Genomic DNA, 21,834 nt, shown 5'->3' on the forward strand with positions numbered 1-21,834 from the left:
GCCAGGGTGGCTCAGTCGCCGCCACCCTGGCGACCCGGGCTTCCGGCGGAAAATCGCCGCTTCGCGGTGCCTTCGGCTTATTCCTTCCGGCTTATCGGGGACGGGCGGAGGTAACATCCCTGTAAAGCCCGCCCTCTCGGCGCATCCCTGCGCCTCGCCCCGGCCTACAGGAAACGCCTCAGCGATTTACAGCCGGACCGAGGCATCGCTAAAAGCCCTCAGTTTTTCTGAGGCAACGTTATCGCTTTTGCTTTCAAATTACTGGGGAACCCTCTCCCACAGGGAGAGGGAGAAAACGCCACCGGGCAAAAAACTACGATGCCGCAATAAACAGATCCCGCAGCTGATGCAGCTGATCGCGGATTTGTGCGGCCTCTTCGAACTCCAGGTTCTGCGCATGCTGCATCATCTGCCCTTCCAGCTCGTGGATCTTCTGCTGCAACGCTTTCGGCGTCAGCGCGACGGTATCCTCTTCCACCACTGAACGGGCCTTGCCGCGACCTTTCGCTTTGGTCTTCGCAATGTTCTGACCCAGCGCCAGGATATCCACCACCTTCTTGTTCAGCCCCTGCGGCGTGATGCCGTGCTCTTCGTTGTAGCGCTGCTGCTTCTCGCGACGACGTTCCGTTTCGCCAATCGCTTTGGCCATCGACGGGGTGATTTTATCCCCGTACAGGATCGCCTTCCCGTTGACGTTACGCGCGGCGCGGCCAATGGTCTGGATCAGCGAGCGCTCGGAACGCAGGAAGCCCTCTTTGTCCGCGTCCAGAATCGCCACCAGCGACACCTCAGGCATATCCAGCCCTTCTCGCAGAAGGTTAATACCGACCAGCACGTCGAACTCGCCCAGACGCAGATCGCGGATGATCTCCATACGCTCCACGGTATCGATATCCGAGTGCAGATACCGCACCTTCTCGCCGTGTTCTTCCAGATACTCCGTCAAATCTTCCGCCATACGTTTGGTGAGCGTGGTAACCAGCACGCGCTCGTTGATGACGGAGCGGGCACGTATTTCCGAGAGCAGATCGTCCACCTGCGTCGCCACCGGACGCACCTCGATAATCGGATCCAGCAGCCCGGTCGGACGCACCACCTGGTCCACCACGTCATCACCGGATTTTTCCAGCTCGTAGTTGCCCGGCGTCGCCGATACGTAGATGGTCTGCGGAGCAAGCGCCTCAAATTCTTCAAACTTCATCGGACGGTTGTCCAGCGCTGACGGCAGTCGGAACCCGTACTCCACCAGCGTCTCTTTACGCGCGCGGTCACCGCGGTACATCCCGCCGATCTGGGGGATCGTAACGTGGGATTCGTCGATCACCAGCAGGCCGTCCGCCGGAAGGTAGTCAAACAGCGTCGGCGGCGCTTCGCCCGGCCCGCGCCCGGAGAGGTAGCGCGAGTAGTTTTCGATGCCGGAGCAGTAGCCCAACTCGTTCATCATCTCCAGATCGAACTGGGTACGCTGGCTCAGGCGCTGCTCTTCCAGCAGCTTATTGTTCGCCAGCAGCACCTTACGGCGGTCCGCCAGCTCGGTTTTGATCTCTTCCATCGCCTGCACAATACGCTCGCGCGGCGTTACATAGTGCGTTTTCGGGTAGATGGTGAAGCGCTGGATCACCGACTCGACGTGACCGGTCAACGGATCGAACAGCGACAGACGTTCAACCTCTTCGTCGAACAGCTCTACGCGCAGCGCCATATCGTCCGACTCCGCCGGGAAGATATCAATCACCTCGCCGCGCACGCGGAAGGTCCCGCGCTGGAACGCCTGATCGTTACGGGTGTACTGCAACTCCGCCAGACGGCGCAAAATCGCACGCTGATCGATGATCATCCCCTGCGTCAGGTGCAGCATCATCTTGAGATAGAGATCCGGATCGCCCAGGCCGTAGATCGCCGACACCGAGGCCACCACCACCACATCACGACGCTCCAGCAGCGCCTTGGTCGCCGACAAACGCATCTGCTCGATATGTTCGTTCACCGAGGCATCTTTCTCGATAAACGTGTCGGAGCTGGGAACGTAGGCTTCCGGCTGGTAGTAGTCGTAGTAGGAGACGAAATACTCCACCGCGTTTTCCGGGAAGAACTCTTTCATCTCACCATACAGCTGCGCCGCCAGCGTTTTGTTCGGCGCGAGAACCATCGTCGGACGCTGGAGATCGGCAATGACGTTGGCAATGGTGAAGGTTTTGCCCGAACCGGTAACTCCCAGCAGGGTCTGGTGCGCCAGCCCGTCCTCCAGCCCCTCTTCCAGGCGACGAATAGCCTCGGGCTGATCCCCGGAAGGACGGAAAGCAGAATTCAGTTTAAACGGTTTACTCATGGGCGACGACCTGATGACAGAATAAGCGGCAGGTGAGTAATTTTACTCGTTGTAGCCAGGATTGCCAGTAAAAAACACTGGATGAAAAACCAGTAGCGTGTCAGGATATTTAGCGTAGCGCAGAGAGGATTAGTGCGTTCGCGAGCCAAATTTCGACTGTGACAAAATAAAACACCAGCCTCAGGGGGTTATCCCCAGAACTATTACTTTTTTAACATTTGTCAAGGGCGGTTATGAAAGTTTTATGGCAACAGGTCTCGCTGGCGTTGAGGGAATTGCTTTTATCTAATTCGTTAAAAAATAAAGACTAATTTATTAAGCCGCGTTTCGCATCAATTTGGTTGTAACCCGCGTATTCTCTCGCTTATCGCGGGTTTTCTAACTCTAATGCACAAGGTTATCCACAGGAATAGTGGATAACTGCTTCCAGCCCGTACAGCATGCACTCCAGCAAATTCCCGGTTTTTCCCACGAAGCGGCAGTAAAAAATTTTTATCACTCTTTTTTGCCTGGAAAACGTTCATTTTTTCATAAGCGACTGGCGAGATCTTAATCACAATTCTGTCATTTCTCCTGCACCACAATTCGACATACGCAGCACCGGGAGTGTGCAATTCGTATAAACGTTCAGCTTTTGATAGTGAGTTATTCCTAAAAATGGCCTTTTTTTAATCATTATGAAGTTCCTGGCAGGCGTTTTGCAGACATCACTCTGTGCATCACCCCACACATTTTTAAGGAGAGAAAGATGTTGAGTCTGCGTGCTGTAAATCAGTTTTACGGAAGCCAACATACGCTATGGAACGTGAATATCGATTTCCCGCAAGGCATCTGTACGGGCATTGTTGGCCTGCCTGGCATGGGCAAATCCACGCTTATGAACTGCATTACCGGAAAGGTGCCCGTCGAGAGCGGCACCATCATCTGGCATGAGGCTGGCGCGCCGCCGCATAACTTGCTCAGCCCTGCGTCAGCATTCCCGGCGCCGCCGACGATAGGCTACGTCCCGCAGGATCGGCGAATATTTTCCCAGCTGACCGTCGATGAAAATCTGCATATCGCTATGCGGGCGACGGGGAAACCCGACCCGGCATCAAAAAGTGACGTGTATGCCCTGTTTCCGGAGCTCTATCCGCTGCGACAGAGCCGTGCCTCTGCGCTGTCCCCTGACGACCAGTATCAGCTGGCCCTCGCCAGTGCGCTGGTTAATCGTCCGCGCGTGTTGATTCTGGATGAGCCCATGCATGGCGCGGGGCACGGTTTCGCGCGCAGGCTGGGGCAGTTGCTGGTGCGGTTGAATCGGGAGCTGGGAATGACGGTGCTGTTAGCGGAGCAACAGCTGTCGTTTATCCGCCGGGTAGCGGATCGTTTCTGCATGCTCTATCGCGGACGTAACGTGGCACAGGGCCACGTTAACGAGCTGGATGACGACCTTATTGCGCACTGGATGGCGCGGGACATAAGGCGCTGAGGTCGAGATAGCGTCCGGTTTCCGCCTGCTCTGCGCCGTCGGCAAGCCACGGGATCTCGCCGAGAAACGGCGCAGGCAGCACCCGCTTCAGCGTCGCCAGATACTCAGCATGACGTTTACCCGGCGCTACCACGTCATTGGCAATCCACCCTGCCAGACGCAACCCGGCCTGCTGCACGGCCTGGGCGGTCAGCATGGCGTGATTGATACAGCCAAGCTTCACGCCAACCACCAGAATGACCGGAAGCTGCTCGGCCTGCACCCAGTCAGCAAATGTCTGCTCGTCGGACAGCGGGGTAAACCAGCCGCCAGCCCCCTCCACCAGCACCCAGTTGGCCTGCGTTTCCAGGACGCGTAACCCGGAAGAGAGCACCGAAAAATCAATCGGACGATCTTCATCGACGCTGACGATGTGCGGCGAGGTGGGTTCAGCAAAGGTATAGGGGTTCACCGCAGAATAGGCCAGCGTAAGGCTGCTGTTACGCTGTAGCGCCAGCGCATCGGTATTACGTAAGCCTTCCGGCGTCATCTCGCTGCCGGAGGCTACGGGCTTATACCCGGCCGTAGTTTTCCCCAGCAGACGCGCCGCCTGCAACAGCGCGGCGCTGGCAACCGTTTTACCGACTTCAGTGTCCGTGCCGGTAACAAAATAACGTTCAGTCACGTTCAATAATCCCATGAAAAAGATGATAAGAGAGCGGGAACCGGCCCCGCTCCTGCGGCCAGGCCAGCTCGAGACGCTGGAGTTGGCCGCGGGTAAGGGGTTTCTTCTCCCGTCCGGCGTGCAGGTGCGTCGCGCCTATGCCCTTAAGCGATCGCATGGCGCTTAACGCATCGCTAAATTCGAGGGTGACGGTCTGGACCATGCAGCGATAGCGCCAGCCTGCCAGCGCCTGAGTGACCTGTTGGTGCGAGAGAAACCGGTTGGCGTGCGGCTGCGCATCCACTGCCCTCCACGCCTGATTCAGCTCTGGCAACGAACTTTCCAACAGGGTGGTAAAGGCCACCGCTCCGCCGGGCCGCGCCACGCGGTATAGCTCGCGTAGGGCCTGCGGCAGGCTGGCGCACCACTGCACCGCCAGATGGCTCCAGACGAGGTCAAACAGCGCATCCTCCAGCGGGATGGCCTCGATATCGGCCACCAGATAACGGTCTGCTGACTGCTGCTGGCGGGCCTCATCCAGCATCTGCGCGGATAAATCCAGCGCCGTGACGTGGCTACCCGTTGCGCGCCAGTAGCGGCTATTGCCGCCAGGCCCGCAGCCAGCGTCGAGCACCTGCGCAAAACGCCCCTCACCAAGCGCGGCCAGCAGCCCGCGGGCGCTCAGGCGTTGCAGCTCATCGTGCTGTGAATAGCTTTGCGCTGCCCGGCCAAACGCGGCGGCAACGGCCTGTTTATTGACAGGAGACATACAGTGCCTCCAGAAGCGTATCGATATCCTGCGGCTCGTGCGCTGCCGTGAGCGTCAGACGCAAGCGCGCGGTGCCTGGCGGCACGGTGGGTGGGCGGATCGCCGTGACCCACTGCCCGCGCTCTCGTAGCGCCTGTGCCAGCATCAGCGCCCGAGGGTTTTCACCCACAATCACGGGCTGAATGGCGCTGTGCGAGTCGGTAAGCCGGTAAGGCAGTGCGCTTACCCCCCGGCGAAAACGCTGAATATGGTCGGCCAGGCGCGCCCGGCGTTCAGCGCCGTCTTCGCCGCGGATCACCGCAAGCGACGCAGAGAGCGCCACGGCCTGCGCCGGGGGCATGCTGGTGCTGTAGATCAGGTGCCGGGCGAACTGCACCAGGTAATCGGCCACCGGCTCGCTGCACAACACCGCGGCGCCGCTGACGCCAAAGCCTTTGCCGAAGGTGACCACCAGCAGTTCCGGCCTGACGCGTTGCTGGTGCGCGCTTCCGCGCCCCTCCTCGCCGGTGACGCCAATGCCGTGGGCATCGTCGACCAGCAGCCAGGCGTTCTGCTGTTTTGCGACGTCATGCAAGGTGGCAAGGGGCGCGCTGTCGCCGTCCATGCTGAATACCCCTTCCGTCACCGCCAGCTGAAGCCCTGAACAGGGTTTACCCAGCAGGACGTTCAGCTGAGAGGCATCGTTATGGGCAAAACGCCGCAGCTGCGCCGGGCTGAGACTGGCCGCTTCAAGCAGGGACGCGTGGCTCAGGCGGTCCGCGATGATGCGGTCGTCTTTGCCCATCAGGGCGGCAATCACCGCCTGATTCGCGGCAAAACCGGAGATAAACAGCAGCGCCCGCGGGTAGCCCAGCCAGTCGGCCAGCTCTTCCTCCAGCGCCTGATGCGCCGTGGTGTAGCCGCTGACGTGCCCGGAGCCACCGCTGCCCACGCCGTAACGATCCGCGCCCTGCTGCCAGGCGCGAACGATCTGCGGGTGCTGGCTCAGGCCCAGATAATCGTTGCTGGAGAAATTACAGAACCGCTCTCCTTCCCGGGAGAGAAAACGGCCTGCACCGTTTTCCACTACCCTGCGCACCCGAAACGCATCCGCCGCCCGCCGCTCGTCGAGCGCGGTCCTGATACGTGCCTGCCAGGTCATACGGCTGCCGCGTTGTAGAACTGGTCGGTGTCGGCGTTAAAAATCTGCTGCTCCAGCTGCTGCTGTTGCTCGTTATCCCCCGCCTGTACCTCGGTCTGGTGTGGGTTCAGCCCCAGCTTGCGGAACAGCTGGACATCTTTGTCCTCTTCCGGGTTTGGCGTGGTCAGCAGTTTGCAGCCGTAGAAGATGGAGTTGGCCCCGGCCATGAAGCACATCGCCTGGGTCTGCTCGCTCATCTGCTCGCGACCGGCAGAGAGGCGAACGTAAGAGGTCGGCATCATGATGCGCGCCACCGCGATGGTGCGGATGAAATCGAAGGCATCCACGTCCTCGTTATCCGCCAGCGGCGTCCCTTTTACCTTCACCAGCATGTTGATGGGCACGCTTTCCGGCGGGGTCGGCAGGTTTGCCAGCTGTAACAGCAGGCCGGCACGATCTTTTACCGTCTCGCCCAGTCCCACGATCCCGCCGGAACAGACCTTGATCCCCGCATCACGCACTTTATCCAGCGTGTCCAGACGCTCCTGATAGGTGCGCGTGGTGATGATGTTGCCGTAGAACTCCGGCGAAGTATCGAGGTTGTGGTTGTAGTAATCCAGCCCCGCCGCCGAGAGACGCTGCGCCTGCTCCTCGTTCAGCGTGCCCAGGGTCATGCAGGCTTCAAGCCCCATCTCCTTCACCCCCTTCACCATCTGCTCCAGATAGGGCATGTCACGGTCATGCGGATTTTTCCACGCCGCGCCCATGCAGAAGCGGGTCGAGCCAGCGTTTTTGGCCTTGCGCGCGGAGTCGAGCACCTGCTCGACTTCCATCAGGCGCTCGGATTCGAGACCGGTTTTATAGCGCGCGCTTTGCGGGCAATATTTGCAGTCTTCCGGGCAAGCCCCGGTTTTGATCGACAGCAACGTGCTGACCTGAACATGACGCGGATCGAAGTGCTGGCGGTGCACCTGTTGCGCCTCAAACATCAGCTCCAGGAAAGGTTTATTGAATAATTCAGTGACTTGCGACATCGTCCAGCGTGCGTGGTGAGCCATCGGGCTTCTCCAAAGGGTTTTGTTAATTGTCGGTTCGGTTTATACTTGTAAACCTAAAACTTTTCAAAATGGTTTACAAGTCGATTATGACCCAGGACGATCTCGCCTTCGACAAGCAGCATATCTGGCACCCTTACACCTCCACGACCCGCCCCCTTCCCGTCTATCCGGTAGCCTCTGCCCACGGCTGCGAGCTGCATCTTGCCAGTGGCGAGCGGCTTGTTGACGGGATGTCCTCCTGGTGGGCGGCGATCCATGGCTACAACCACCCGCGACTAAACGCGGCGATGAAAGCGCAGATTGACCAGATGTCACACGTGATGTTTGGCGGGATCACGCATCAGCCCGCGGTGGATTTATGCCGTCGCCTGGTAGCGATGACGCCTGAATCGCTGGAGTGTGTTTTCCTGGCCGACTCCGGCTCGGTGGCCGTGGAAGTGGCGATGAAAATGGCGTTGCAGTACTGGCATGCGAAGGGCGAAACGCGCCAGCGGTTCCTTACCTTCCGCAACGGCTATCACGGCGACACTTTCGGCGCGATGTCGGTATGTGATCCGGACAACTCCATGCACAGCCTGTGGAAAGGCTATCTGCCGGAAAACCTGTTTGCGCCAGCCCCGCAGAGCCGCTTCGACGGCGAATGGGACGAGATGGACATGGTGGGCTTCGCGCGGCTGATGGCGGCCCATCGCCACGAGATTGCCGCCGTTATTCTCGAACCGATTGTGCAGGGCGCGGGCGGAATGCGGATGTACCATCCCGAGTGGCTGAGGCGCATTCGGAAGATGTGCGACCGCGAAGGGATCCTGCTGATTGCCGATGAGATCGCCACCGGCTTTGGCCGCACCGGGAAATTGTTCGCCTGCGAGCATGCGGGGATCGCGCCGGATATTCTGTGCCTGGGGAAAGCGCTCACCGGCGGCACCATGACGCTCTCCGCCACGCTTACCACCCGCCAGGTTGCCGATACCATCAGCGACGGCGACGCGGGCTGCTTTATGCACGGCCCGACGTTTATGGGCAACCCGCTGGCCTGCGCCGTGGCAAGCGAAAGCCTCGCCATTCTGGAAAGCGGCGCATGGCAGACGCAGGTGGTGGCGATTGAGGCGCAGCTGAAGCAGCAGTTAAGCGCGGCGGCGGAGGCGGAATACGTCGCGGACGTCCGCGTACTGGGCGCCATCGGGGTAATCGAGACAACGCATCCGGTGAACATGGCCGCGTTGCAGCGCTTCTTCGTTGACCAGGGCGTGTGGGTGCGACCTTTCGGTAAGCTGATTTACCTCATGCCGCCGTACAGCATTTCTGCGGATCAGCTCCGCAAGCTGACCGGGGCAGTGGTTGAAGCCGTTAACACTTCAGCGCATTTCGCGATTTAACCCCATGCGTTACACTTTCTGAATGAGTGAGTAACGAGGGAAATCGGATGAAAATCATCAGTAAAGATTTGCGCGACGGCGAAAAGCTGCCGGAACGTCACGTGTTTAACGGGATGGGTTATCAGGGGGATAATATCTCTCCCCATCTGGCGTGGGACGATGTGCCAGCGGGAACCAAAAGTTTTGTCGTGACCTGCTACGATCCGGATGCGCCAACCGGGTCGGGCTGGTGGCACTGGATCGTGGCAAACCTGCCCGCCGACACGCGCGTGCTGCCGCAGGGCTCCGGTTCCGATCTGGTTGCTCTGCCTGACGGCGCGATTCAGACGCGCACTGACTTTGGCAAAGCGGGCTACGGCGGCGCGGCGCCGCCAAAAGGGGAAACGCACCGCTATATCTTCACCGTGCACGCGCTGGATGTGGACAAGATTGAGGTCGACGAAGGGGCGAGCGGCGCGATGGTAGGCTTTAACGTGCATTTCCATTCGCTGGGCAGCGCGTCGATTACGGCGATGTATTCGTAATCGTGCGGGCTGATGCCCTCACCCCGGCCCTCTCCCACAGGGAGAGGGAGAAAACCTAACAATTCCCTCTCCCTGTGGGAGATGGTTAGGGTGAGGGTAAAAATCACAGCACCGAAGGTAACAGCCCCACCAGCCGCCCTTCTTCCAGAAGCTGCATCGCCTTATCAATATCCGGCGCAAAGAAGCGGTCGTCATCGTAGTGCGTAACGTGCTCGCGCAGTTCCTGCCGCGCCTGCTCCAGCAGCGGGCTGGATTTTAGCCCTTCGCGCAAATCAATACCCTGACACGCCGCCAGCCACTCCACCGCCAGCACGCCGCGGGTGTTAGAGGCCATCTCCCACAGACGACGCCCGGCAGCCGGGGCCATCGAAACGTGATCTTCCTGGTTGGCTGAGGTTGGCAGGCTGTCCACGCTGTGCGGATGCGACAGGGCTTTGTTCTCGCTTGCCAGTGCCGCGGCGGTGACCTGGGCGATCATGAAGCCCGAGTTCACGCCGCCGTTGCGCACCAGGAATGGCGGCAGCTGGGACATGTGCTTATCCATCATCAGCGCGATTCGACGCTCAGACAACGCCCCGATTTCGGCAATCGCCAGGGCGATATTATCTGCGGCCATCGCCACCGGCTCGGCGTGGAAGTTACCACCAGAAACCACCTCGTTTTCCTGAGCAAATACCAGTGGGTTATCGGACACCGCATTGGCCTCCACCAGCAGCACTTCTGCCGCCTGGCGCAGCTGCGTCAGGCATGCGCCCATCACCTGCGGCTGGCAGCGCAGGGAATACGGATCCTGCACCTTCTCACAGTTGTGATGCGAATCGGCAATGTCGCTGGTATCGGTAAGTACGTGGCGGTACATGGCAGCGGCATCAATCTGCCCGCGCTGGCCGCGCACCTCGTGGATGCGGGCATCGAACGGACGACGCGAGCCGAGCACCGCCTCAGTGGTCAGTGCACCGCACACCACCGCCGAGGCGAACAGATCTTCCGCTTCAAACAGACCGCGCAGCGCGAAAGCGGTCGACGCCTGCGTGCCGTTGAGCAGCGCCAGCCCCTCTTTTGCCGCGAGGGTGATCGGCGTTAAGCCAGCTTTTTTCAGCGCCTCTTTCGCAGGCAGCCACTCCCCTTGCCAGCGCGCCTGGCCTTCACCCAGCAGGAGCAGCGACATATGCGCCAGCGGCGCCAGATCGCCGGAGGCGCCGACGGAGCCCTTCGCCGGGATCCACGGATAAACTTCCGCATTGACCAGCGCCATCAGCGCCTGGATCACGCTCAGACGAATGCCGGAAAACCCACGCGCCAGGCTGTTGATTTTCAACACCATCATCAGGCGGACGATCTCATCGTCCAGCGGCTGGCCAACCCCCGCCGCGTGCGACAGCACCAGCGAACGCTGTAAATTCTCCAGATCGTGCGTGGCGATGCGGGTCTGCGCCAGCAGGCCAAACCCGGTGTTGATGCCGTAGGCGGTGCGCCCTTCCGCCACAATCGCCTCCACGCAGGCCACGCTGTCGTTAATGGCACGGTGGGCGCTTTCATCAAGGGAGAGTGTCACCGGCTGACGCCAGACGTGACGCAGCTGTTTGAGCGTCAGCGAGCCGGGAGTAAGTGTTAACGCGTTCATGCAGGCTTTCCTTGTGTGACGGGGATCATCGGCAGGTTCAGGCCCTGCTCTTTGGCACAATCAATGGCAATCTCGTAACCCGCATCCGCGTGACGCATCACGCCGGTTGCCGGGTCGTTGTGCAGCACGCGAGCGATACGCGCGGCCGCTTCATCAGTTCCGTCACAGACGATGACCATCCCGGAGTGCTGGGAGAAGCCCATCCCGACGCCGCCGCCGTGGTGCAGCGACACCCAGGTCGCGCCGCTGGCGGTGTTCAGCAGGGCATTCAGCAGCGGCCAGTCGGAGACCGCATCCGAGCCGTCGCGCATGGCTTCGGTTTCACGGTTCGGACTGGCGACAGAGCCGGAATCCAGGTGGTCGCGGCCAATGACGATCGGCGCGGAGACTTCGCCGCTGCGCACCATTTCGTTAAAGGCGAGGCCGAGTTTTTGCCGCCACTCCAGCCCGACCCAGCAGATACGCGCCGGCAGGCCCTGGAAGTTAATGCGTTCGCGCGCCATATCCAGCCAGCGATGCAGGTGTTCGTCGTCGGCGACAATCTCTTTCACTCTGGCGTCAGTTTTGTAGATATCCTCCGGGTCGCCGGACAGGGCAACCCAGCGGAACGGCCCAATGCCGCGGCAGAACAGAGGACGGATATAGGCGGGCACGAAGCCGGGGAAGTCAAAGGCGTTATTCACCCCCATTTCTTTCGCCATCTGGCGGATGTTATTCCCGTAATCAAAGGTCGGAATACCCATCTTACTGAAGGCCAGCATCGCGGAGACGTGTTCCGCCATGGCGCGTTTGGCCGCCAGTACCGTGCCCTCAGGATCGGTTTCCGCTTTTTGCTGGTAGTCTTCCCACGTCCAGCCTTTTGGCAGATAGCCGTGGAGCGGATCGTGAGCGCTGGTCTGGTCGGTGACCAGATCCGGACGCACGCCGCGCGCCACCAGTTCCGGCAGAATATCCGCCGCGTTGCCGCACAGGGCAACCGACACGGCTTTGCCTTCAGCGGTGTACTTTTTGATGCGCGCCAGCGCGTCATCGAGGTTGTCGGCCTGTTCATCGACATAGCGGGTACGCAGACGGAAATCGATGCGGCTCTGCTGGCACTCAATGTTCAGGGAGCACGCGCCCGCCAGCGTCGCGGCCAGCGGCTGCGCGCCGCCCATGCCGCCCAGTCCGGCGGTGAGCACCCAGCGGCCTTTCAGTGATCCGTTATAGTGCTGACGGCCCGCTTCCACGAAGGTTTCATACGTGCCCTGCACAATCCCCTGGCTGCCGATGTAGATCCAGCTACCCGCGGTCATCTGGCCGTACATGGCCAGCCCTTTTGCGTCCAGCTCGTTGAAGTGTTCCCACGTTGCCCAGTGCGGCACCAGGTTGGAGTTGGCAATCAGCACGCGGGGCGCATTTTTATGGGTTTTGAATACGCCCACCGGTTTGCCGGATTGCACCAGCAGCGTTTCGTCGTTTTCGAGATTCGTCAAAGACTCGACAATCGCGTCATAGCACGCCCAGTTGCGCGCGGCGCGGCCAATGCCGCCGTAGACCACCAGCTCGTGGGGATTTTCTGCTACCTCAGGATCAAGGTTGTTCATCAACATGCGCAGCGGTGCTTCGGTGAGCCAGCTTTTTGCGGTGAGCGTGGTGCCGCGCGCGGCGCGGACATCCTGCTTGCGGTATTTATCTGACGACATTGTGTGTTCCTCATAAGGGACAGGTGATGCATTTAGATATACTTGTATAGACAAGCACACACAAGGTCGGATTTAACAAAAAAGATACAATTTTGCTATATTGCGTTAGCGATCACGCTTATAAAACTTATGACATAAAGTGGCCCTGCAACCGGTAGCGATTCCCCGGGAATAGCAGCTTCGCATGCGACACAATTTGCGAGGACGACCAGGTACGACGGCGGATCAGCAGACAGGGATCGTGCTCTTTAATACGCAACAGCTCGCACTCCTGCGGCGTGGCGCGCACGGCTTCCACGATATGCTCCCCTTCCGTCAGCGGGGCGACGAGCGAGAGATACGCATGCGGTGTGGTTTGGGTGTAATCCTGGCTCAGGTAATCCGGTATCCGCTCCGCGTTGACGCAGCGATCTTCAATCTGGACCGGAATGTCGTTCTCATAATGCACCATCACCGAATGGAAAATCCGGGTGCCCTCGGTAACGTTCAGCTCGATGGCCTGTTCGGCGCTGGCCTGCGTCTCTTCAAGCACCAGCACCTCGCAGTGGTGCTGATGGTTGCGAGCGGCAATTTCATCGGCAATGCTGCGGATTTCAAACAGCGCCGACTGTCCTTTTGGCTCGGCGACAAAGGTTCCGACACCCTGCAAACGCACCAGCAACCCTTCATCGGTCAGTTCACGCAGTGCGCGGTTGATGGTCATTCGGCTAAAGCCAAACTGCGCCACCAGCTCGGCCTCGGACGGAATGCGGTCGTGCGGGCGCCAGACGCCGGCGGCGATTTTTTCGCTGATCGCCTGCTTCACCTTTTCGTAAAAAGGCGCGGGAGGGCTCGGCTGCGGCAGGGGCGAGCGTGAAAACATCATGACTCCTTGAATGTTGTTATGCCCACCAGTGAGCAATTTGCCAGGCCAGTCGGGCGGCAAGCTTCGCCCCCTGTCCGTCCCGATCGTAGTGCGGATTGAATTCCACCAGATCCGCCGCCTGTAGTTTACCGCTTCGGCAGATACGCTCAATCACCGGGAACAGATCCAGCGCCGGGATCCCCAACGCCGCAGGGGCGGACACGGCGGGCATTTCTGCGGCAGGCAGCACATCGAGGTCAACGGTGAGATAAACCCGGTCTGCCTGCGCAAGCACGCTATCCAGTGCGGATAGCGCATCCCGGCGAAAATCGAGATCTTCAACCAGCGTCACGTTCAACCGCTCAGCTTCCTCCCACAGCGCCTGAGTATTCGCCGCACGGCTTACCCCCAGGCAGGCGTAGTGAAACACCCGCGACTGAGACGCGCAGTAGTGCGCCAGCTGGCGGAACGGCGTGCCGGACGTTGCCCGTTCGGCCTTGCGTAAATCGAGGTGCGCATCCAGGTTGATCACCGCAAGGCGATCGTTCGGAAAGGCGTCCAGCACGCCGCGCCCGTGCGCCCAGGCGGTTTCATGTCCACCACCGAAAACCAGAGTACGCATCCCGGATTGCTGGCACGCGGTTATGGCCTCGCTCAGCGCCTGCTGTGCCGCCTCCAGCGCGTGGCCTTCAACATAAATAGCGCCCATATCCACGAGGCGCGCATGCCCCTGATGGCTCGCCATATTCGCCAGCGCGCCACGCAACACATCGGGCGCCTGTGCAGCACCGGGCCTGCCCTGGTTACGCTTAACCCCTTCATCACATTCAAAGCCCAGCAGGGCGATGCCTGACGGCGCGGGAGAAAAGTGTTCGCGCTGCTGTATGGTCTGGAAGAGACGTTTCGCGGTGCTGGACTCGGCGCTGTCGTCACGACCCTGCCAGACCTGCGGAGAGACGGGATGCCACAGTTTCATGCTACCTGCCCCCGAAACACGCGTTGATACATAGGATTCCGCCCCGGCTCGTAAACCATCTCAACCGGATGATTCGCCTCCCAGACGACGAAATCAGCCACATAACCTGGCTTTAACTGCCCGTGCGTCGCACCACGTCCTAGCGCCTGCGCCGCATGCCGCGTCACGCCAGCCCAGGCCTCTTCCGGCGTGAGGCCAAACTGGACGCAGGCCATGTTCATTGCCAGATGCAGGCTGGCAAACGGGCTGGTGCCCGGATTGTAGTCGGTAGCCACCGCCATCGGCACGCCCTGCTCTCTCAACTGCGCCACCGGTGGACGCTGGCGCTCCTGAAGAAAATAGAACGCGCCGGGGAGCAATACCGCCACCGTGCCGCTTTGCGCCATCGCCTGAATACCTGAATCATCGAGATACTCAATATGATCGGCCGACAGCCCTTTATACTGGCTGACCAGCGCCGCGCCGCCGAGATTCGACAGTTGTTCTACATGCCCTTTTACCGGGATCCCGAGCGCGGCGGCGGCCCGGAACAGGCGCTCGGTTTGCGCCGGGGTAAAGCCGACGTTTTCACAAAACACGTCCACCGCTTCAAATAACTCTTTTTGCCACAGCGTGGGCATGATCTGCTCACAGACCAGCGCCAGATAGGCATCCGAATCCTGTCGGTACTCGGCAGGAACGGCGTGCGCGGCCAGCAGCGTCGGGCTGATATCGACCAGATTATTCAGGCTGAGCTGGCGGGCAACCAGCAGCATTTTCTCTTCGGCTTCGGCATTCAGTCCGTATCCCGATTTGATTTCAACGGTCGTTACGCCTTCATTCATCAGCCGCTGGAGTCGCTGCTGCGCCATCGTCAGGAGCGTTTCCGGCGAACTGTTGCGGGTGGCCGTGACCGTGGCGTTAATTCCGCCGCCCTGCGCGCTAATGGTCTGATATGACACGCCGTTAAGCCGTTGCTCCCATTCCGCTGCGCGATCGCCGCCGAACACCAGATGGGTGTGGCAATCGATCAGGCCGGGGGTAACCAGACGCCCGTCGAGATCGACACACTGACGATGCCCGGAGGGGATCTCGGATTCAGGAATAATGGCCAGAATCGTCTGGCCGCGCACAACGAGGGCATGTTGTTCTCTCAGGCCGTAGGGCTCCGCCTCACATGTCGCCAGGGTTGCCAGTCGCGCATTTCGCCATATCACATCATCGGGATGAAGCTGCTGCATGTGCCTTCCACTTGTCATGGGTTGTATAGACATTTATTTTCATCTGCCGCCTGCTGTCAACCGCATTGGGGGAAAATGTTATTTATTTGTGATGACTTTCCCGTCGCCTGCGGGCAAAAATGCAACTTTTCCGGTTTTTATCTTCCCGTTTCGCTCAACTTAGTATAAAAAAGCAGGCTATTTCGTCTATCCAGATAAGACTTGCATACCCAGGAGCATTACCTTGAATATTTCCAGGATTTCCCGTCTGGCGTTGGCACTCGCCTTTGGCGTGACTTTATCCGCTTGCAGTTCAACACCACCGGATCAGCAACCTTCTGAGCAGGTTGCTCCGGGCACTGCTTCCCGTCCGATCCTGTCAGCGGCTGAAGCGAAGAACTTCACCCGTGCGCACTATTTCTCGGCGATGGATCCCAATGCAGCCCCGTGGACGCCTTCTTCTATTAACCTGCCGAAACAGCCAGACTTCGTTGTCGGCCCGGCCGGGGCAGAGGGCGTTACACACACCTCTATTCAGGCAGCCGTTGATGCCGCAATCACCAAACACAGCGCATCTCGTCAGTACATTGCCATCCTGCCGGGTGAATACGAAGGAACCGTTTATGTTCCGGCGGCACCGGGAAGCATTACGCTTTACGGCCTGGGCGAAAAAGCGGTCGACGTAAAAATTGGCCTGGCGATTGATTCAGAGATCGACAGCACAACCTGGCGCCATCTGGTGAACCCGGCCGGTAAATACATGCCAGGTAAACCGGCGTGGTATATGTTTGATAACTGCCAGCGCAAGCGTGCCGCCACCATTGGCGTGATGTGTTCGGCGGTATTCTGGTCACAGAACAATGGCCTGCAATTGCAGAACCTGACCATTCAGAACACCCTGGGCGACAGCGTTGACGCAGGTAATCATCAGGCCGTGGCGCTGCGTAGCGATGGCGACAAGGTACAGATTAACAACGTCAATATCCTGGGCCGCCAGAACACCTTCTTCGTGACCAACAGCGGCGTGCAGAATACCCTTCAGAACAACCGTCTGACGCGTACTCTGGTCACCAACAGCTACATTGAAGGCGACGTGGATATGGTCTCTGGCCGCGGCGCGGTGGTATTTGATAACACCGACTTCCGCGTGGTGAATTCACGTACGCAGCAGGAAGGTTACGTCTTTGCCCCGGCCACGCAGTCTAACCTGTTCTATGGCTTCCTGGCCGTGAATAGCCGCTTTACTGCTGCTGGCGATGGCGTGGCGCAGCTTGGTCGCTCTCTGGACGTGGACTCCGCCACTAACGGCCAGGTCGTGATCCGCGACAGCGTGATTAACGAAGGCTTTAACATGGCGAAACCGTGGGCGGATGCGGCGATCTCGAAACGTCCTTTCTCCGGCAACACCGGCACGGTGGATGATAAAGACAACGTGCAGCGTAACCTGAATGACGCTAACTTTAACCGCATGTGGGAATATAACAACCGCGGTCTGGGTAGCAAAGTGGTTGCTGAGCCGAAGCAGTAAAATGCCGGGTAGCGGCTGCGCCTTACCCGGCCTACCTCATGCATTAACCGCGCATAAAAAAACCTCGCATTTGCGAGGTTTTTTTTCGTCTACGGATCAATGAGCGTTAATCACAACCCACATCGGCCCTTGTCCGACCGCATAGCGTCCTTTCTCTTCCAGTAGACCCTGCACGCCCTGGATTTCATAGAGCGCAATGTGGTGGGATTTCTGCCCCGCCGCAATCAGGTATTTGCCGCTGTGATCGACATTAAAGCCGCGCGGCTGGGTTTCTGTCGGCTGGAAGCCTTCAACTGCCAGAACGCTGCCGTCTTCAGAGACGCTGAAGATGGTGATTAGACTGGAGGTACGGTCACAGGCATACAGGTGACGGCCATCCGGCGTAATGTGAATGTCTGCCGCCCAGCGTGTGTCGGAGAAATCAGATGGCATCATGTCCAGCGACTGTACGCACTCGATCTGTCCGTTAGGATCGTTCAGTTCCCACACGTCTACCGAACTGTTCAGCTCGTTAACGACATAGGCATACTGCTGATTCGGGTGGAAGACCATGTGGCGCGGGCCTGCGCCTTCCACGGTGGTGACTTCCGCCGGGCTCTGCGCGACCAGATGGCCGTCATCGCTCAGGGTGAACAGGCAGATGCGGTCCTGCTTAAGCGCTGGCACCCACAGCGTGCGGTTATCCGGCGAAATGTTGGCGGAGTGGCAACCTTCGAGCCCTTCTACCACGTCGACGGTTTCAACGGGAATACCGTCTTCCAGGCGGGTGACGCTCACGCAGCCTGCATTGTAGGAGCCGCTGAAGATAAAGTTGCCTTTATGGTCAGTGGAAATATGGGTCGGGCTGCCCGGCAGTGGGGCTTCTGCGGTATAGGTCAGCGCGCCGTCATCCGGGGAGATGCGGTATGCCAGTACGCGGAATTCCGGGCGTACGCCGACATAAAGAAAACGTTTATCCGGGCTGACGACCATCGGCTGCACCTGGCCTGGCACATCAACAACCTGAACCAGCGTAAGCGAACCTTCTGTATTCAAACGCCAGACATGGATCTGCTGACTTTCAGGACTGGCGGTATAAACGGTTTGTTTCATGAATACTCCTGATTATTTTTAACGGTGAATGCTGAATTGTAGTCCGGGATTTTGCAGGGTTCCGCTCTCGGTGTACCATCCCGACAGACCTTAAATTCAACATTAACCCGGAAGAAAAAATGACCTCGCGAGTGATTGCCCTGGATTTAGACGGAACACTGCTTACCCCTCAGAAAACCCTGCTCCCCTCTTCTCTTGAGGCCCTCAAACGAGCCCAGGAAGCGGGGTATCAACTTCTCATCGTAACGGGTCGACATCACGTAGCCATTCATCCTTTTTATCAGGCACTGGGCTTAGATACACCTGCAATTTGTTGTAATGGCACCTATTTGTATGATTATCAGGCAAAAAAGGTTTTAGCCTCCGATCCGCTTCCCGTTACGCAGGCGCTGCAATTGATTGATTTACTGGATGAGCATGCCATTCACGGCCTGATGTATGTGGATAACGCCATGGTGTATGAACGCCCTACCGGCCATGTGATCCGCACCAGCAACTGGGCTCTGTCTCTGCCGGAAGCGCAGCGTCCGGTGTTCACTCAGGTTTCCTCCCTGCGCCAGGCGGCGGAAGACGTCGACGCAATCTGGAAATTTGCCCTGACCGATGAAGACACCGCCAAACTGAATACTTTCGCAAAACATGTCGAGCATACGCTGGGTCTGGAATGTGAATGGTCCTGGCACGATCAGGTGGATATCGCCCGCAAAGGCAACAGCAAAGGAAAGCGTCTGACCCAGTTCGTGGAATCGCAGGGCGGATCAATGCAGGACGTAATTGCCTTCGGCGATAACTATAACGACATCAGCATGCTGGAAGCGTCCGGAACGGGCGTGGCGATGGGTAATGCCGATGACGCGGTGAAAGCGCGCGCTGACGTGGTGATTGGCGATAACACCACCGACAGCATCGCGCAGTATATTTATACCCACCTGCTGTAATCAGGCGGTTATGGAAACGCTCTTGATTTGCGCGTAAAGCCACAGGCCAGGCTTGATGCCCAACTCATCCCTGGCCCACGGGCTGATGCGCGCCCACAGCGTTCTGTTGCCTACTTCCAGCTGCACTTCCACCTGGCCGTTATCATCAAAACACTGCGCCACTTTTGCGCGCAAAATATTGCGGATACTGGTTTGCAGCGGCGGTTGCAGGACCAGGGAGACATCCGACGCCTGAATGCGGATCCGTAACGTGGACTGAATCGGGGTATCGATTTTATTCACCCACAAATGCTGATCGCCCAGCGCCAGCGCGGTCATCGCGTAGTGCGGATGGTGCTCCAGCACGCTCACCTTCAGAATGCTGCTCTGCTGCTCCTTTGGCAGCCATGGATGCATAACGCTGCTGCCCCACACCTCCTCCAGATTGCCGAATGCCTTCACCCTGCCCGCTTCCAGCACCAGCACTTTGTCGGCCAGATGTAAAATCTCATCCAGCGAATGGCTGACGTAGAGCATTGGCACATTGATTTCCCGCGCCAGACGTTGCAGATACGGCAGCAGCTCGCGCTTGCGCGGAATATCCAGCGAGGCCAGCGGCTCATCCAGCAGCAACAGTTCCGGCGCGGTTAACAGGGCGCGGCCAATCGCCACGCGCTGTTTTTCACCACCCGACAGCGACGACGGCAGACGATCCAGCAGCGGTTCGATGCCCAGCAGCGCCACCAGCTTATCGAACTGTCCGGCCATGCTTTTTGCCATGCCGTAACGCAGGTTCCCGCAAACGCTGTAGTGCGGAAACAGGCGCGCATCCTGAAACACATAGCCGATACGGCGTTTGTCCGGTGACAGGCAGACCTTTTTCTCCGCGTCATTTAAGACGCGGTTATTTAGCACAATACGGCCAGACTGGGGACGCGTCAGGCCGCTAATCGCATTAATCAGCGACGTTTTCCCCGCCCCGGACACGCCAAAAATGGCGGTGATACCGCTGGCAGGCAGCGTTTCGTTCAGCGTCAGGGTGTGGCTGCCCAGGGTTTGCGTAAAGTTGAGTTCCAGCATCACGATTTCCCCATCCGTTCACGGCTGAGGCGCGCCAGCCACTCAGATACCAGCAGCGAGACCAGAGCGAGCACAATCGAAATAATACACAGCCGGGCCGCCGCACCTTCGCCGCCCGGGGTCTGAATCAGGGTATACATGGCCGACGGGATGGTCCGCGTCTCGCCGGGAATGTTCGACACAAAGGTGATGGTCGCGCCAAACTCACCCAACGAGCGGGCGAAGGCTAATACCGTACCGACGATAATGCCCGGTAACGTGAGCGGAAGCGTAATGGTCAGGAATACCCGCCAGCGGCCTGCGCCCAGCGTGCGGGCGGCCTGTTCTAACCGGATATCCACCCCTTCCAGCGCCAGGCGGATAGCGCGCACCATCAGCGGGAAGGACATTACTGCCGCGGCCAGAACCGCGCCGCGCCAGCTGAAAGCAAAGGTCAGTCCGAACCAGTCGTACAGCCATTCGCCGATAAAACCGCGTCGCCCCATGGAGATCAGCAGCAGATATCCGACCACCACAGGCGGTAAGACAAGCGGAAGATGGAGAACACTGTCGAGCAGGGCTTTGCCTGGAAACTTCACGCGAACCAGTAACCAGGCAAAGAACACCCCAAAGGGCAAACTCAGCGCAACCGCCAGGGAAGAGACTTTCAGGCTCAGCAGCACGGCCTGCCATTCAGGTTCGGTCAATATCATTCGTGAGTCGTAAATCCGTAACGTTTAAAGATCGCGGACGCTTCCGGCCCCTTCAGGTAGTCAACAAAGGCCGTCACGGTCGCATTTTTATGTCCATCAACTATCGCAACAGGATATTCTACTTTCTTATGCGAGTCTTCCGGGAAGGTGCCCACCACCTTCACACCTTTACTGGCGACGGCATCGGAGCCGTAAACGATCCCGAGTGGCGCTTCGTTACGCTCCACCAGCGCCAGCGCGCCACGCACATCTTCTGCGGGAGCCAGCTTCGGCGATAAGGTCTCCCATGCACCCAGTTTTTGTAGCGCTTCTTTCGCATAAATCCCGGCAGGAACATGCTCCGGATCGCCTACCGCCAGACGGCCACCGTTGAGCAGACGGGTCCAGTCCGTCTGTTTGTTAATGGCGATGTCGCCCTGCTTGCTGTTTGCGGGCGCGACCACCACCAGGCTATTTCCCAGCAGCGTTTCGCGGGTAGCCGTATCAACAGATTTTTTCTCCACCGCGTAATCCATCCATTTCTGATCGGCAGAGATGAACAGATCCGCGGGTGCCCCCGCTTCAATCTGGCGGGCCAGCGTGGACGAGGAGGCAAACGACGAGACCACCTCGACGTTTTTCTCTTTTTTGTATACCGCAGCAATATCCTGCATCGCGTTAGTCAGCGACGCCGCCGCAAAGACCGTGATTTTTCCTTCATCCGCCAGTGCGTGGGCGGTGAGTGAGAGAGTCAGCGTTGCCCCTGCGAAAAGGCGTACCCATGAACGTGCCATTTGAAGCTCCTGTGTGTATCGTTATATACAAATAAATATAACGACATATCGCAGGCGTTCCTAGCGCTAAATCGTACCCATTAATGCGTAAACTCAAGGAACGTTGTAAAAGATATCGGCGGGAAAGGAATAAA

Annotated in this window: 19 protein-coding genes; 5 read left to right on the forward strand and 14 right to left on the reverse strand. The window is 58.8% G+C overall.

Going from position 1 to position 21,834, the window contains the following annotated elements:
• Window positions 1-313: 313 nt before the first annotated feature.
• Window positions 314-2,329, reverse strand: a complete 2,016-nt coding sequence (uvrB, locus tag IM290_RS09220) for an excinuclease ABC subunit UvrB (RefSeq protein ID WP_045142379.1) — start codon at window positions 2,327-2,329, stop codon at window positions 314-316.
• Between the two features lie 748 nt (window positions 2,330-3,077).
• On the opposite strand from uvrB, the gene IM290_RS09225 reads away from it, so the two are divergent.
• On the forward strand, window positions 3,078-3,800 hold the full coding sequence (locus IM290_RS09225; RefSeq protein WP_017384938.1) for an ABC transporter ATP-binding protein: 723 nt from the start codon (window positions 3,078-3,080) through the stop codon (window positions 3,798-3,800).
• Here IM290_RS09225 and bioD read toward each other — a convergent pair.
• The 4 genes from bioD to bioB are packed head-to-tail and all read right to left on the reverse strand — an operon-like array spanning window position 3,763 to window position 7,390.
• Window positions 3,763-4,464, reverse strand: coding sequence for a dethiobiotin synthase (bioD, locus tag IM290_RS09230; RefSeq protein WP_026094362.1), 702 nt, complete (start codon window positions 4,462-4,464; stop codon window positions 3,763-3,765). The genes IM290_RS09225 and bioD overlap by 38 nt on opposite strands.
• Entirely contained in the window at window positions 4,457-5,212 is a 756-nt protein-coding gene (bioC, locus tag IM290_RS09235; RefSeq protein WP_032102638.1) for a malonyl-ACP O-methyltransferase BioC, read from the reverse strand. Before bioC ends, bioD begins: the two co-directional genes overlap by 8 nt.
• On the reverse strand, window positions 5,196-6,353 hold the full coding sequence (bioF, locus tag IM290_RS09240; RefSeq protein ID WP_033486378.1) for an 8-amino-7-oxononanoate synthase: 1,158 nt from the start codon (window positions 6,351-6,353) through the stop codon (window positions 5,196-5,198). Before bioF ends, bioC begins: the two co-directional genes overlap by 17 nt.
• Window positions 6,350-7,390, reverse strand: a complete 1,041-nt coding sequence (gene bioB / locus IM290_RS09245) for a biotin synthase BioB (protein ID WP_023303328.1) — start codon at window positions 7,388-7,390, stop codon at window positions 6,350-6,352. The genes bioF and bioB overlap by 4 nt, the downstream gene beginning before the upstream one ends.
• A gap of 68 nt (window positions 7,391-7,458) precedes the next feature.
• Between bioB and bioA the strand changes: the two genes are divergently transcribed.
• Window positions 7,459-8,766, forward strand: coding sequence for an adenosylmethionine--8-amino-7-oxononanoate transaminase (bioA, locus tag IM290_RS09250; protein WP_193041691.1), 1,308 nt, complete (start codon window positions 7,459-7,461; stop codon window positions 8,764-8,766).
• A gap of 47 nt (window positions 8,767-8,813) precedes the next feature.
• Window positions 8,814-9,290, forward strand: coding sequence for a kinase inhibitor (locus IM290_RS09255; RefSeq protein ID WP_003858531.1), 477 nt, complete (start codon window positions 8,814-8,816; stop codon window positions 9,288-9,290).
• Between the two features lie 103 nt (window positions 9,291-9,393).
• On the opposite strand, the gene hutH is transcribed toward IM290_RS09255, so the two are convergent.
• The 5 genes from hutH to hutI all read right to left on the reverse strand — a co-directional run bounded on the left by hutH (window position 9,394) and on the right by hutI (window position 15,639).
• Entirely contained in the window at window positions 9,394-10,914 is a 1,521-nt protein-coding gene (gene hutH / locus IM290_RS09260; RefSeq protein WP_015571090.1) for a histidine ammonia-lyase, read from the reverse strand.
• A complete protein-coding gene (hutU, locus tag IM290_RS09265) occupies window positions 10,911-12,599 on the reverse strand; it encodes a urocanate hydratase (RefSeq protein ID WP_193041692.1) in 1,689 nt (562 codons plus the stop codon). Before hutU ends, hutH begins: the two co-directional genes overlap by 4 nt.
• 127 nt (window positions 12,600-12,726) lie before the next feature.
• Window positions 12,727-13,461 (reverse strand): histidine utilization repressor, encoded by a 735-nt coding sequence (locus IM290_RS09270; RefSeq protein ID WP_017384945.1) that lies wholly within the window; start codon window positions 13,459-13,461, stop codon window positions 12,727-12,729.
• Window positions 13,462-13,480: 19 nt separating this feature from the next.
• Entirely contained in the window at window positions 13,481-14,419 is a 939-nt protein-coding gene (gene hutG / locus IM290_RS09275; protein WP_015571092.1) for a formimidoylglutamase, read from the reverse strand.
• The gene (gene hutI, locus IM290_RS09280) at window positions 14,416-15,639 is read right to left on the reverse strand and encodes an imidazolonepropionase (RefSeq protein WP_193041693.1); all 1,224 of its coding nucleotides are present in this window, start codon (window positions 15,637-15,639) and stop codon (window positions 14,416-14,418) included. The genes hutG and hutI overlap by 4 nt, the downstream gene beginning before the upstream one ends.
• A gap of 223 nt (window positions 15,640-15,862) precedes the next feature.
• Between hutI and IM290_RS09285 the strand changes: the two genes are divergently transcribed.
• A complete protein-coding gene (locus tag IM290_RS09285; RefSeq protein WP_017384948.1) occupies window positions 15,863-17,146 on the forward strand; it encodes a putative acyl-CoA thioester hydrolase in 1,284 nt (427 codons plus the stop codon).
• A gap of 96 nt (window positions 17,147-17,242) precedes the next feature.
• Here IM290_RS09285 and pgl read toward each other — a convergent pair whose 3' ends face one another.
• Window positions 17,243-18,238, reverse strand: coding sequence for a 6-phosphogluconolactonase (gene pgl / locus IM290_RS09290; RefSeq protein WP_193041694.1), 996 nt, complete (start codon window positions 18,236-18,238; stop codon window positions 17,243-17,245).
• A 119-nt stretch (window positions 18,239-18,357) separates the two neighbouring features.
• Here pgl and IM290_RS09295 point away from each other — a divergent pair, with 119 nt between their 5' ends.
• Window positions 18,358-19,176 (forward strand): pyridoxal phosphatase, encoded by an 819-nt coding sequence (locus IM290_RS09295; RefSeq protein ID WP_017384949.1) that lies wholly within the window; start codon window positions 18,358-18,360, stop codon window positions 19,174-19,176.
• Here the strand turns inward: IM290_RS09295 and modC are convergent, their stop codons facing one another.
• From modC to modA, 3 genes are read right to left on the reverse strand one after another with little or no spacing between them, the layout of a single operon-like run.
• Window positions 19,177-20,235 (reverse strand): molybdenum ABC transporter ATP-binding protein ModC, encoded by a 1,059-nt coding sequence (gene modC / locus IM290_RS09300; protein WP_193041695.1) that lies wholly within the window; start codon window positions 20,233-20,235, stop codon window positions 19,177-19,179.
• Window positions 20,235-20,927, reverse strand: a complete 693-nt coding sequence (gene modB / locus IM290_RS09305; protein WP_003858545.1) for a molybdate ABC transporter permease subunit — start codon at window positions 20,925-20,927, stop codon at window positions 20,235-20,237. The genes modC and modB overlap by 1 nt, the downstream gene beginning before the upstream one ends.
• Window positions 20,924-21,700: a molybdate ABC transporter substrate-binding protein gene (gene modA / locus IM290_RS09310; protein WP_193041696.1), complete on the reverse strand. Its 777-nt coding sequence runs from the start codon at window positions 21,698-21,700 to the stop codon at window positions 20,924-20,926. The genes modB and modA overlap by 4 nt, the downstream gene beginning before the upstream one ends.
• Window positions 21,701-21,834 lie beyond the last annotated feature (134 nt).

The sequence above is a fragment of the Enterobacter cloacae complex sp. S1 genome, from assembly GCF_014930525.1.
In the GTDB taxonomy this organism is placed as follows: domain Bacteria; phylum Pseudomonadota; class Gammaproteobacteria; order Enterobacterales; family Enterobacteriaceae; genus Enterobacter; species Enterobacter hormaechei_C.

What these genes read in the sequence shown, in the direction of transcription:
- modA (WP_193041696.1), bottom strand. Translation starts at nt 21,700, where the DNA reads ATGGCACGTTCATGGGTACGCCTTTTCGCAGGGGCAACGCTGACTCTC.
- uvrB (WP_045142379.1), bottom strand. Translation starts at nt 2,329, where the DNA reads ATGAGTAAACCGTTTAAACTGAATTCTGCTTTCCGTCCTTCCGGGGAT.
- IM290_RS09255 (WP_003858531.1), top strand. Translation starts at nt 8,814, where the DNA reads ATGAAAATCATCAGTAAAGATTTGCGCGACGGCGAAAAGCTGCCGGAA.
- IM290_RS09270 (WP_017384945.1), bottom strand. Translation starts at nt 13,461, where the DNA reads ATGTTTTCACGCTCGCCCCTGCCGCAGCCGAGCCCTCCCGCGCCTTTT.
- bioF (WP_033486378.1), bottom strand. Translation starts at nt 6,353, where the DNA reads ATGACCTGGCAGGCACGTATCAGGACCGCGCTCGACGAGCGGCGGGCG.
- bioA (WP_193041691.1), top strand. Translation starts at nt 7,459, where the DNA reads ATGGTTTACAAGTCGATTATGACCCAGGACGATCTCGCCTTCGACAAG.
- hutI (WP_193041693.1), bottom strand. Translation starts at nt 15,639, where the DNA reads ATGCAGCAGCTTCATCCCGATGATGTGATATGGCGAAATGCGCGACTG.
- modB (WP_003858545.1), bottom strand. Translation starts at nt 20,927, where the DNA reads ATGATATTGACCGAACCTGAATGGCAGGCCGTGCTGCTGAGCCTGAAA.
- modC (WP_193041695.1), bottom strand. Translation starts at nt 20,235, where the DNA reads ATGCTGGAACTCAACTTTACGCAAACCCTGGGCAGCCACACCCTGACG.
- hutG (WP_015571092.1), bottom strand. Translation starts at nt 14,419, where the DNA reads ATGAAACTGTGGCATCCCGTCTCTCCGCAGGTCTGGCAGGGTCGTGAC.
- pgl (WP_193041694.1), bottom strand. Translation starts at nt 18,238, where the DNA reads ATGAAACAAACCGTTTATACCGCCAGTCCTGAAAGTCAGCAGATCCAT.
- IM290_RS09225 (WP_017384938.1), top strand. Translation starts at nt 3,078, where the DNA reads ATGTTGAGTCTGCGTGCTGTAAATCAGTTTTACGGAAGCCAACATACG.
- bioC (WP_032102638.1), bottom strand. Translation starts at nt 5,212, where the DNA reads ATGTCTCCTGTCAATAAACAGGCCGTTGCCGCCGCGTTTGGCCGGGCA.
- bioB (WP_023303328.1), bottom strand. Translation starts at nt 7,390, where the DNA reads ATGGCTCACCACGCACGCTGGACGATGTCGCAAGTCACTGAATTATTC.
- hutU (WP_193041692.1), bottom strand. Translation starts at nt 12,599, where the DNA reads ATGTCGTCAGATAAATACCGCAAGCAGGATGTCCGCGCCGCGCGCGGC.
- hutH (WP_015571090.1), bottom strand. Translation starts at nt 10,914, where the DNA reads ATGAACGCGTTAACACTTACTCCCGGCTCGCTGACGCTCAAACAGCTG.
- IM290_RS09295 (WP_017384949.1), top strand. Translation starts at nt 18,358, where the DNA reads ATGACCTCGCGAGTGATTGCCCTGGATTTAGACGGAACACTGCTTACC.